The sequence below is a fragment of the Lwoffella lincolnii genome, assembly GCF_037201985.1.
GTDB lineage: Bacteria > Pseudomonadota > Gammaproteobacteria > Pseudomonadales > Moraxellaceae > Psychrobacter > Psychrobacter lincolnii.
On the sequence record NZ_CP147511.1, the window covers coordinates 1,264,029 to 1,276,130 of the forward strand.

The following is a 12,102-nucleotide window of genomic DNA, read 5'->3' on the forward strand; positions in this document are numbered from 1 at the left end:
TCAAACCCCACTCGCCTGCCGTTTAAAAAACCGCATCACTGGTTTAATTTGACCAATCAAGCTCACCGCCTCACTTCGCACATATTGCACAGGACGCAACTGGCTGGCAAACAGCCAATTTATCATCGAAAAACTGTGCATCATCATGGCATTGTTGGCGTACCGCTCTCGCTCATAGCGTTGCAGTGTGGCAAATTCTGCCCATAACTTGCCCCCCGACCGCTTAAAGTCTGTTTGCAATACCGCTGTCAATGCCATGATGTCCAGCATACCTAAGTTTAGCCCCTGCCCTGCCAATGGGTGTACACCATGAGCAGAATCACCAACCAGCACAAGATTGGGCTTGGCATAGCCATTGGCGTGTTGAGCAGTCAGTGCAAAGCTGGCAATAGAGTCAATTTGCTCAATGTTGCCCAATTCATAACCACTGGCAAAAGCAAGCTCTTTGGCAAGTTCGATGGGCGATAGCATTAATAAATCAAGAGCCATGTTGGTTGGCAATGTCCAAACCACCGATTGCCAATGATGTGGATTGGCTTGGTCAGTTTTGCTCACATCAGCAAGCGGTAATAATGCCAATGAGCCTGTTGGCAACATCAGCTGTCTGGCAGTGGCTTGGTGTGTCTTCTCAGTTTTAATGGCACAACATATGGCGGTTTGTTGATAGTCTAAAACATCTAATCTGATGCCTGCGTGCTGTCGCACAAATGACTGACGCCCATCTGCCCCAATGAGCAGTTTGGCTTGGTGCGTATCACCATTATCAAGGGTGATTTGATGGCCTGCTTGTTCGCCTTGCCATGTCATGTCAACGACTTGATGCCCTGCAATGTGGGTCAAAAATGGTTGAACATCGTCATCAGCAAACCCATCATACAAGGATTTTTCTATGATAAATGGCTCAACCATACTGCCCAAGATGTCGGTGTCATCGTCATCGGCAAATCTTAGCTCACCTTTGCCATCTTTTTGCCAAACGTGCATTTGAGTATAGTCAACTTTGCGTCCACTATGTTCGATGCGTTGCCATGCTCCCACGTCTTTAAGCAGGTTAATACTGGCAAGGCTTAACGCATAGACACGAGCATCACGTTGGGCAAGCTTTTGTTCCCAATCGGCTTGTGACAGTTTTGGGCGAGCGTCAATGAGAGTAACGGGGTGGCAAGCTTTGGCAAGTTTTAACGCCAAGGTTGCTCCGACAATGCCACCGCCAATGATTAAGGTTGATTGATGATTTTTCATTGTTATGAAACCAAAATACTTTTTTAAAATTTGATGTTGCATAATTTTAAAAAATAATGTCTATTATTTTAGTAGGTCATGTAACGCTAACACTGACACAACCCAAAATGACTGCTTTAACTCTTCAATCCCATTGCAAACGTTGCCACCATCGGCTTGATAAATGGCACTTTGTCAAAGGCAATCAACGCCACGTTACGAGCCAGTTTTAATGCAGGATTTTTAACCGTAAAGCCATACACCACCGCATCACAAAACCATTCAACCCGTTTTTGGTCGGCTTTACGACGTTTTTCATATGCTGATAACATGTGAGAATCAGCAATATCACCACCACGCATAATTTGTTGATGTATCATCTTAGCTAAGGTATCGGCATCACGCAGACACAGATTAAACCCCTGCCCTGCCACAGGGTGCAAGGTGTGAGCGGCATTACCCATGATGACACAGCGACCTTTCACTTGGCTGTCTGCCAACACTTTGACCAGTGGATATGCCCCACGCTTGCCTACTTTAATAAACTTACCTGCCCGACTGCCAAATGACGCTTGAATGGCGTCCAAAAAATATTGCTCATCTGCTAAATAACGCTGTTCTTCTCCTGTTGGACAGACCCACACCACCGAACGGCGATGGCCTTGTTGTCGCTCACGCCCATCGCCATTGGCATCGGTGAGTGGTAACACCGCCACCAAGCCTGCCGATGTAAAGCGTTCAATGGCTTGATGATTATGCGGTTTGTCAGTCATGACCACACCAACAATGCCCACTTGGTGATAATCATGCGATGTTGTGCCAATGCCCAACAGCTTGCGACTGGGTGAGTGTTGACCATCACAAGCAACCAACAAATCAGCGGTTAACGTTTGGTTGGAATTGTTGTGATTGGGGTTGTTGTGTCGGTGAAAGTGAATCGTTACCTCTTTGGGAGTTTGCTCAATGTCAGTTAAAGTCGCCCCATCTAACAGAGTGATGTGTGGGTTGGCTTGTACGGCAAGCAACAATTTTTTGCTCAACCACGCATTTTCCATGACTTGCCCAAAACTTTCTACCCCTTCAGCGTGTTTATCTAAGGTGGCTTTACCAAAACTGCCTTGTTCACTGATTTTGACTTCATCAATACGACAAGCATGACTTTGTAAGTCGTCCCACAGTTTATGGCCATTTTTATGACCATGTTTTTTATGACCATGTAATGTGATGCTTTGATAAATCTGCACGGTACGGCGAGACAATGCCATATTACGGCTGTCAAATTGTTCAGGGTCTAAATCTTCATCTGGACTGATGCTTGGGTAGGTATTTTTTTCCAAAACAGTGCTGTGAATGCCTTTATCTGCCAATAATAAGGCAAAGGATAAGCCCACATTGCCCCCACCAATGATGAGTACTGTTTGGGTGCTTAGGCGGTTGTTTTGGGTGCTGTTATCGTCAGTGGTGTCGTTGGTTGCTTGAATGGACATGGGCAGATTTCCGTTATTTATTTCCGTTGTTTATTGAGCATTAGGCATTGGTAAGTGATTGCCATTAAAACATATTATAAATACATCTTAAGCACTTGTGAAATGCTGATAAAAAACACCCAGCAAATGACTTGATTAGTCAGTCATTTATCGCCATTATTGTTTAAATAACCAACTGTTTAAAATAACCAACCTTAACCACATCAACCACATAAGGACAAGCTCTTGACCCATAGCATGACACGAACATTGACATTAGACCAGCTAAATGCCAAACAACTTAAAACTTTGCTGGGCGAATACAATCATCATTTAAAATACATTCAAGACCGTCTGGACATTCAAATCAACCAACGCCAACACACCTTTACGCTCGCAGGTGATTTAAATGCCGTGGAGCGTGGCGAACTGATATTGACCAAACTGGCTCAAGAATCCCAGCACAGTCAACACATCAGTGCCGAAGAATTGCACTTAATTATCCAAACCAGCCTATCTCGTGATGATTTGTCTTATCATGATGACGCATACGATGATGAATTTAATGACAGCGACCTTTTACCCACAAGCGACCTTGCGCCCACAGATGATGCCTCCGACAACCACAATCACAACCACAACAATGGCAAGACAAACAATAAAGACCATGTCCCCATCAAGCTAAAAACTCGTAAGGGCAACATCATTCCCCGTGGGCATAACCAACAACGATATGTCAAACGCATTTTAACGTCTGATGTGTCGTTTGGGGTTGGGCCTGCAGGGACAGGTAAAACGTATCTGGCGGTGGCGTGTGCGGTGGACATGCTAGAGCGAAATGAAATTGAGCGGATTTTACTGGTGCGTCCAGCAGTAGAAGCGGGCGAAAAATTGGGGTTTTTACCAGGCGATTTGACGCAAAAAATCGACCCTTATTTGCGTCCGTTATATGATGCTTTGTATGAGATGATTGGCTTTGAGAAAGTAGGCAAGCTCTTAGAGCGACAGGTGATTGAGGTTGCTCCCCTTGCCTACATGCGTGGGCGAACGCTGAATCATTCGTTTGTGATTTTAGATGAAGCCCAAAACACCACCCCAGAGCAAATGAAAATGTTTTTAACTCGCTTAGGTTTTGGCTCTCGTGCGGTAATCACAGGCGACATTACTCAGGTGGATTTACCAAGAGGGCATCAATCTGGCTTGGCACAAGCCTTACGCATTTTAGCACCCATCAAAGAAATTCACATCACCAAATTTGATTCTAAAGACGTGGTGCGTCATCAGTTGGTGCAAAAGATTGTGGAAGCCTATGATGTCTTTGACGAACAGCAAGAACGTGAACGTGAACAACGTAAAGCCGAACGCCGCCGCCAAAAAGAAGCCGAAGCGATGCAACAAGCTTAGTTGGTTAATAATGCGGTGGACGGTCTGCCAGCAAATCAAATGAAGCGATGCCCGAGTCGACTTGACGTTCTAGATAACCATACAACAGTTGTAGTTGCCTTTGAAGGTCAGTGATTTGCTTATCTTGACGGCTGATGACTTGATTGAGCGTGTCTACCGTCATTTCCAAATGGGCAACGGCGATTTGTAAATCAGTTAGGTCATCGGCTAAAAGAAGGTTGTTGTTCATTTTAATCACACTCTTTTTAATCACACTGTTTTTTTTCATCTAAATGATGTTAGTGTAACATGATATAATTGCTTTTTATGTTTACATGACTCTTATAGTTTATTTCTCATAATTATCTTAAAGCATTTTTTAGCTTAGCATTTTGATGGCGATTTTGGCTTATGGCACTGATACATTTAAAAGACATTCATTTGGCGTTTGGCATTGCTCCGATTTTAGATGGGGTGAATTTAAGCATTGATGCAGGGGAACGCCTTTGTCTGATTGGACGCAATGGTGAAGGCAAATCCACGTTACTCAAGCTCATTCATGGTGATTTACAACCTGACAGTGGTGAAGTCATCATTAACAACGCAGTGCGTATTGGCATGCTCGAACAAGACGTACCAGAAAATCACGGCAACATTCTAGACATCGTCATGGGCGGTAATAAACAAGCATCTGAGTTATTGACTGATTATCACCACCTATCCCAACAATGTGCAGATGGCAATATGCAGGCGTGTGAACGAATGGCACAGTTACAAAGCCAAATTGATGCGATACATGGTTGGGATTTAGAGCGTCAAGCCAACACGTTGATTACCAACACGGGGCTAAATCCAGATGGTGATATCAGTGAATTATCTGGTGGTCGCAAACGCCGAGTTTTACTTGCTCGTGCATTGGTTACTCGCCCAAATGTGTTGTTGCTTGATGAGCCAACCAACCATTTAGATATTGATAGCATTGAGTGGCTTGAACAGTTTTTATTGGACTGGCAAGGACTGACACTGTTATTCATCACCCACGACAGGCAGTTCGTTGATAAGCTTGCCACTCGCATTGTGGAGCTTGACCGTGGCAAACTGTCCAGCTATGACGTGAGCCAAGGAATCAAAGGCTATGCCCGTTATCAAGAGCTAAAAGAGCAACAGCTGATAGCCGAAGAAAAAGCCTTTGCCAACTTTGATAAAAAACTGGCTCAAGAAGAAGTGTGGATACGCCAAGGCATCAAAGCCCGTCGCACTCGCAACGAAGGGCGTGTTAGAGCATTAAAACAGTTGCGTGAAGAACGCAAACAACGCCGTGATGCAGTCGGACAAGTCAACATCACCATGAACGATGCTGAACAAAGTGGCAAGCTGGTGTGTCATGTTAAAAATTTGCATTTAGAATATGACGGCAACGTGTTGGTAGACAACTTTAACACCACCATCATGCGTGGCGATCGCATCGGCATCATTGGGGCAAATGGTGTGGGTAAAACCACACTCATCAAAGCCATATTGGGCATGAACAATGATGACATCACTCAGACAGGCAGTGTTAAATTGGGGACAAATTTGCAAGTGGCGTTTTTTGACCAGCTCAGAGACCAGCTTGATTTGGAAGCCAGTGTTGCTCAAAACGTCTCTGAAGGCTCAGACCACATCGAAGTTGGTGGTCGCAAAACGCACATCATAAGCTATCTGCAAGATTTTTTGTTTTCCCCTGAGCGTGCCAGAACGCCTGTCAAAGCCCTATCAGGTGGTGAACGCAATCGTGTGTTGCTTGCCAAACAACTGCTCAAACCTGCCAACATTTTAGTATTAGATGAGCCGACGAATGATTTAGACATGCCAACCCTTGAGCTACTAGAAGAATCCGTTGCCAGTTTTAACGGCACATTATTATTAATTAGTCATGACCGTGCTTTTATGGACAATGTGGTTACCAGTACTTGGGTGTTTAGCACCGATGCCAATGGCAACGGTGTGGTACAAGAATATGTGGGTGGTTATCAAGATTATCTGGTGCAAAAACAACGGCAACAATCCGCCATAAAAAATCAACCCAAAGACCAACACACCAAAGACAAGCCCAACAAAACCACAGCCAAACAAACCGCACCCCAACAAGCAAAAGCCAGTCGAAAACTGAGCTATAAAGAGCAGCGAGAGCTAGATGGCTTACCTGCTGAAATTGGTGAGCTTGAGACCGAACAACAACAACTACAAGATAAATTGGCAGATGGCAGTTGGTTTAACACTGACTTGGTTGGGGCAACAAAAGCCAGTGAACGTTTGGCACAGATTGATGAGTTACTGTTAGCAAAACTTGAGCGTTGGGATGAGTTAGAAAGTCATCAAACCATCTGACTTATCTTATCGCTCATGCTTATCTTCTTATCGTTCACGCTTATCTTATCGTCCATATCATCGCCCATCTTTTGGCAACAGCTCACTGATGTCTGTGGGTAAGTCGGTACAGATTAAGGGATAATTAGGGATTTGTAATTGCCATGCGTGTAAGCACAATCGTCTCACGCCAGAGACGTCATGTGGGTTATATTTATCATCACCCAGCAACGCATGCCCCAACTGTGCCAAATGCACCCGTATCTGATGCGTACGTCCTGTTTTTGGTAGGGCTTCGATGAAAGAAACAGGCATCGTTTGACTTGTGTTAGCGTCATTTTTATCATCTGTCGCACTTGCCTGCTTGATGAGTTTAAACCTTTGTTTGACTTTGATTTGCGTTTGACTGGCTTTGGCTTGTGGGTCATCTTGACTGATTCGTACCCGGCGTTCACCATTTGCCAATGTGTAACGAATTAGGGGAAAATCTATCAGCTGTTCATTCAACACCAGATGCCCTGCCACAACACACAGATAATGTTTTTGAATGGTTTTATCTCGTAGGTGCTGTTGTAATTGTTTTAACACAGAGCGTTTTTTTGCCATCATCAACAAGCCTGACGTGTCTTTATCAATGCGATGCACCAGTTCAAGATATTTTTTGCCAGTCACATGACGCATTGCTTCAATCACCCCATAATCTTCACCACCACCGCCATGCACCGCCATGCCAGACGGCTTATCAAGCACCAGCAATCCATCATCTTCATACACCACCCGTTGCATCAAATCTTGGGCAAACTTATCGCTGATGATGGGGACTTCACGGCTGGGCAACCTAACAGGGGCAACACGCACCACATCGCCACGACATAGCCTATCGTGTGGCTTACAGCGTTTATTGTTGATGCGGATTTCATCAGACCGTATCATTTTATACAGGTGCGACTTGGGCAGTCCCTTTAATCGACTGAGCAAAAAATTATCCAAACGTTGTTCATGCTGATGACCAGTCACTTGCAAATAATTGACTTGAGCAAAGTTCTCAATGTCAGCATCGGCACTCATCGGACGGTGCTTTGTGTTGTGGGCATTGTGGGCATTGTGGGTTTTGTGGGTGCGTTGAGAAAATTGTTTGGCTTGATGTTGCTTAGTTTGATGCGGTGATGATGACTTATTCATAAGATTTTTTACAACTTTTATTAGGTGTTTTGCCAAAGATTTGCTATAGTTTACCATGTTGCAAAAATGTGCAGGTAAGTTTTACCACAATTTTTAAAATAAGTTTGAAACAAGGCTGCTTTTAAACAAGGTTTTAAATAAACAAGGTTTCAAAGTTCGCTTGTCAAAATTTATTAGATTTTGTGCGTTAAAGCATCATGCTTTTTTAGTGTTTAAAATTTAGTGTTTAAAACAAGCTAAGACAACATCACTGCCCAATCACATCACGTTCTTGCAACACCCCAATGCCACACTAACACACATAACCTTTGTTTTAGTGGGTTAAACTTAATACTTTTTTTGACAATGCAGTTTATTGGCAAACATAATAAATATTTGATGACCAAAACCACCAAGCTAAGTAATGAGCTTAAGTAAGCTGTCATAAAAGCCGTGCTGGATAAATGACACAAGACATGTCCTGTCATTTTCTGTCATTGAGACACATCAATGGCCAACCGTCCCAGACTGCTTTTGACTGACTGATACGTCATGTTGGTACGTTTGATGCCTAATTGACATGTTGAGCACTTAATATTGAGTACTTGATATGTTGATACTTAATACATTGACACATGAATACATTGAGACATTTTTAATCGATTTTTATTGATAAGATAATCAAGTAACAAGCTAAGCCAAACCATCATAAGCCAACATAAGATTGTCTGCCCATTTATTATTGCTAACTGCGTTGTCCAGAACCATTTGGACACCATTATGAAACGCATTCTTATCAACGCCACTCATGCCGAAGAAATTCGTGTCGCCTTATGTAAAGGCAATCATCTGTACGATTTTGATTTGGAAAATCGCACTCGTGAACAAAAAAAAGCCAACATCTACAAAGGTCATGTGACCCGTGTCGAGCCATCGCTTGAAGCGGTATTTGTTGAATACGGCTCAGAGCGACAAGGTTTTTTACCCATTCGAGAAATCGCTCAGCAATACCTAAAAGGCAACCCAAGAGACGAAAACATCAAAAGCCTCATCAAAGAAGGCGACACGCTCATTGTGCAAGTTGAAAAAGAAGAACGTGGCAATAAAGGTGCTGCTTTATCCACTTATGTGTCTTTGGCAGGGCGTTATTTGGTACTGATGCCCAACAATCCTCGTGGTGGTGGTATTTCTCGACAAATATCTGGTAAAATCCGTGATGACATGAAGCGGTTGTTATCCAACCTTGAAATGCCAAAAGGCATGAGCGTCATTATCCGCACCGCTGGCATTGGCAAATCCTTAGAAGATTTGCAACACGACCTTAACCACCTACTGAGCATTTGGCAATCCATTCAAGAGCAAAACGACCGCTATGCCTCACCCCGTCTTGTCCACCAAGAAGCAGGCGTGGTGACTCGTGCGGTGCGTGACTATTTACGAGATGACATCGGTGAGATATGGATAGACAGCGAAAATGCCTACCATGAAGCTGCCAATTTTATCACCGCTGTCATGCCCACCCAAAGCGATAAATTGCGTAAGTATACCGATTATGAACCCATGTTCGCTCGTTTTGGCATCGAAAAACAAATCGAAACCGCCTATCAACGAGAAGTGCGTTTGCCATCTGGTGGCTCAATCGTCATTGACCAAACCGAAGCGATGGTATCCATTGACATCAATTCTGCCAAATCTACCAAAGGGTCTGATGTTGCTGAAACCGCCTACCACACTAACCTAGAAGCGGCTGATGAGATTGCTCGCCAACTGCGTTTGCGTGATATGGGTGGCTTGATTGTCATTGATTTTATTGATATGAATGAACGTGAACATCAAAAAGACGTGGAAAAACGCTTGGTTGAAGCCTGCCGTTATGACAGAGCCAGAGTGCAGTTTGGTGAAATTTCCAAATTTGGTTTGATGGAGATGAGTCGCCAGCGTTTACGCCCGTCTCTTGAAGAGTCAACAGGTTATATCTGCCCTCGTTGTCATGGCAACGGCATGATACGAGACCTACGCTCGTTATCACTGTCCATCATGCGTCAGATTGAGCAGACTGCCCTAAAAGAGCGTCAAGGTGAAGTACAAGCCGAAGTCCCCACTGACATTGCGGCATTTTTGCTCAATGAAAAACGTGAAAGCTTGGTATATCTGGAGCAAGACAGTGGCACACGCATCACCATTTTGCCACACGCTCACATGGAATCGCCCAACTACACAATTCACTTCAATCGCGATGGTTTTGCCCCCTCAAGCTATGAGCGGGTCACTGACAGCCAACAACAAGAAAGCCATGACCGTGGCTATGAAATCAACTGGCAAACCGCCGAAAGCGAACGCCCAGAACAACAGCCGACTCGCAAACCAAGACAATCATCATCACAAACAACTGTCATGGATGACGATACCAAAAGCAACACCAAAAATGACAATCACAGTGGCAACGATAAAGACACCCACACTGCCCCACAAAACGGCCAGCAAACATCTGCCACAACGCCACAAGCCCAATCTCAACCACAGCCACAAGCCATCGCATGGCTCACAAACCTGTTTGCACCCACACCCCAAGCGGTTACCTCAGACAGTCTCAATAACCAAACCGCCACCCAAGCCATTGAAAGCTTGGTCAATTCAGGAGCAACCAGCTTAGGAGCAATGGGGCAAATCAACCCAACTGCCTTTGCCCAAATAAACAGCACAGCACCCACCAATAAACAATCTGAGCAACACGACAAGCAAGACAGTCAAGATGAGCAAGACCCTCAAGACAAAAAGCAACGCAAACCTCGTAAAAACAAAAATCAACACAAACAACACAACAGAAAAAAAGACCGTCGTCAAGATGATGAGCATGATAATGGTCATCACTCAAACAACACAGATGACAAACACGCTGGTAAACACGCTGGTAAACAAGAGCATCAAGACAACCAAAACAACAAGCCCAAACGTGAACCAAACAGCCAACGTGACTCTCGTGGTAACTTTGTCCGCCATGACACACTCATCGCTGACGTTACTGTCAAAGATGACAACCAATCATCACGTCAAGAACAGCAGCAAGATAAGCAAGGCAAAGAAAAATCCACAAATAAGCCCAGTAACAACAAAACCGATACGGATAAGTCTTATCAACAAACAACAAAAGACACTCAAACAGCAACAATCGATAAATCACAACGTCATCAAAACCCTGATAACGTAGAAATCCGAATCAACCGAACTGATGCCAGTGGCAAAACCACAAAAGTGGTGCATCTGTCATTAGATGATGACACAACCGATGATTTGACCGCTGATATGACCACGGACAAGCACCATAATACAAATACTGTCAATAATGATGGTAATGATGATGGTGGCAAGAACAGCGAACACACTACCCATCATACGGACATCACGGATAAAACCAGCCACAATGACATAACTGATGACACTCATCACCCTGCCAGTATCAATTATGACTGGCATTCTTTATTTGCCAACCGCTATGTTACAGCAGAAAAATACGGAAACGCCAGCAATGACCCACGAGTTGTCATGGCAAGCAAACAAGCACAATCAAACGATGCCCAAAGCATGACAAGTTTGGCCAGTAAAAAATTCACCGCCAACACAAGCACCATCACAGGCAGTGTGGGGCAATTTATCCATCGTCATCTGCCAGATGCTCAAAATCGCATAAAGCAAGACGGTGTGATTGCTTGCTTTATCAAATCCATAGAACTGCACCACGCATTCATGCAAACAGCAAATAGCATGAACATGAATGATACTGACAACAGCACAAACATCACTGATGCCAATCATACAAATGACTTTGATTTTAGCAATTATGGCTACCAGCCATTGAGCGACAGCTATTTATACAACTTTGCAGATGCCATCACCCCTGTTGCCAAACATCAATGTGTGCAAGGTAAGACCGAAGTTGCTCCCACCCCATTAAAGCCTCGTGCCAGCAATGACCCTCGTGGAACTCATCATAAACCAGCCATCAATCAAGATGATGATACCGACTTATCTCAACAGTCTGATACCGAAGCCAAGCAACAGCGCCATTTGCTTCATGACTCAGTACAAAAGCAAGCATCTGAGCCAAACCAAAGCATGGACACACTTGAAAAGTACAAAAACATGATAGAGAATGTGGCGGAGCAAATGCTACCAAAAGAAACAACTCGAATGATATTATCCAGCATTCCTGTTGGCACAAACATTCCAAAAAATCGCAAACGCAAAAAGCCTGCCACCCCTAAAGCCAATGGTGATACGGCAAATGCACCAAAAAATTTGGATAACTCAGCAGATGATACGGTGAAATAAAACCGCCATTTTTAAAATTAGGTAGAAATGAGCCTTAAACATCACCTCAAAAAATATCACCTCAAAAGTAAGATTTGATGTTTAACTTTTGAGGTGCGGTTCATTTCTATTATATGTTGGTTTTTCCATTATTAATATTTGATGATGATTAACATTTGATGATGTTTTTTTTATTTAACATTAATATGGGGCT

At 43.8% G+C, this 12,102-nt stretch carries 7 protein-coding genes; 3 read left to right on the plus strand and 4 right to left on the minus strand.

The features are described from left to right. Both WDM69_RS05770 and WDM69_RS05775 read right to left on the minus strand, forming a co-directional pair. Entirely contained in the window at positions 1-1,242 is a 1,242-nt protein-coding gene (locus WDM69_RS05770) for an FAD-dependent monooxygenase (protein ID WP_338755099.1), read from the minus strand. A gap of 116 nt (positions 1,243-1,358) precedes the next feature. Further along, positions 1,359-2,708, minus strand: coding sequence for an FAD-dependent monooxygenase (locus tag WDM69_RS05775; protein ID WP_338755100.1), 1,350 nt, complete (start codon positions 2,706-2,708; stop codon positions 1,359-1,361). Positions 2,709-2,945: 237 nt separating this feature from the next. On the opposite strand from WDM69_RS05775, the gene WDM69_RS05780 reads away from it, so the two are divergent. Continuing rightward, positions 2,946-4,091, plus strand: coding sequence for a PhoH family protein (locus WDM69_RS05780; RefSeq protein ID WP_078306782.1), 1,146 nt, complete (start codon positions 2,946-2,948; stop codon positions 4,089-4,091). A 4-nt stretch (positions 4,092-4,095) separates the two neighbouring features. Here WDM69_RS05780 and WDM69_RS05785 read toward each other — a convergent pair whose 3' ends face one another. Next, positions 4,096-4,320 carry a SlyX family protein gene (locus tag WDM69_RS05785; RefSeq protein ID WP_078307047.1) on the minus strand — a complete coding sequence of 75 codons (225 nt, stop codon included), beginning with the start codon at positions 4,318-4,320 and terminating at the stop codon, positions 4,096-4,098. 161 nt (positions 4,321-4,481) lie between these two features. Here WDM69_RS05785 and WDM69_RS05790 point away from each other — a divergent pair, with 161 nt between their 5' ends. Next, positions 4,482-6,440, plus strand: a complete 1,959-nt coding sequence (locus WDM69_RS05790; protein WP_078306783.1) for an ATP-binding cassette domain-containing protein — start codon at positions 4,482-4,484, stop codon at positions 6,438-6,440. A gap of 57 nt (positions 6,441-6,497) precedes the next feature. Here WDM69_RS05790 and WDM69_RS05795 read toward each other — a convergent pair whose 3' ends face one another. Further along, positions 6,498-7,658 carry an RluA family pseudouridine synthase gene (locus WDM69_RS05795; protein WP_338755101.1) on the minus strand — a complete coding sequence of 387 codons (1,161 nt, stop codon included), beginning with the start codon at positions 7,656-7,658 and terminating at the stop codon, positions 6,498-6,500. Positions 7,659-8,360: 702 nt separating this feature from the next. Here WDM69_RS05795 and WDM69_RS05800 point away from each other — a divergent pair. Further along, on the plus strand, positions 8,361-11,909 hold the full coding sequence (locus WDM69_RS05800) for an Rne/Rng family ribonuclease (protein ID WP_338755102.1): 3,549 nt from the start codon (positions 8,361-8,363) through the stop codon (positions 11,907-11,909). Positions 11,910-12,102 lie beyond the last annotated feature (193 nt).

What these genes read in the sequence shown, in the direction of transcription:
- WDM69_RS05775 (WP_338755100.1), bottom strand. Translation starts at nt 2,708, where the DNA reads ATGTCCATTCAAGCAACCAACGACACCACTGACGATAACAGCACCCAA.
- WDM69_RS05795 (WP_338755101.1), bottom strand. Translation starts at nt 7,658, where the DNA reads ATGGTAAACTATAGCAAATCTTTGGCAAAACACCTAATAAAAGTTGTA.
- WDM69_RS05785 (WP_078307047.1), bottom strand. Translation starts at nt 4,320, where the DNA reads ATGAACAACAACCTTCTTTTAGCCGATGACCTAACTGATTTACAAATC.
- WDM69_RS05800 (WP_338755102.1), top strand. Translation starts at nt 8,361, where the DNA reads ATGAAACGCATTCTTATCAACGCCACTCATGCCGAAGAAATTCGTGTC.
- WDM69_RS05770 (WP_338755099.1), bottom strand. Translation starts at nt 1,242, where the DNA reads ATGAAAAATCATCAATCAACCTTAATCATTGGCGGTGGCATTGTCGGA.
- WDM69_RS05780 (WP_078306782.1), top strand. Translation starts at nt 2,946, where the DNA reads ATGACACGAACATTGACATTAGACCAGCTAAATGCCAAACAACTTAAA.
- WDM69_RS05790 (WP_078306783.1), top strand. Translation starts at nt 4,482, where the DNA reads ATGGCACTGATACATTTAAAAGACATTCATTTGGCGTTTGGCATTGCT.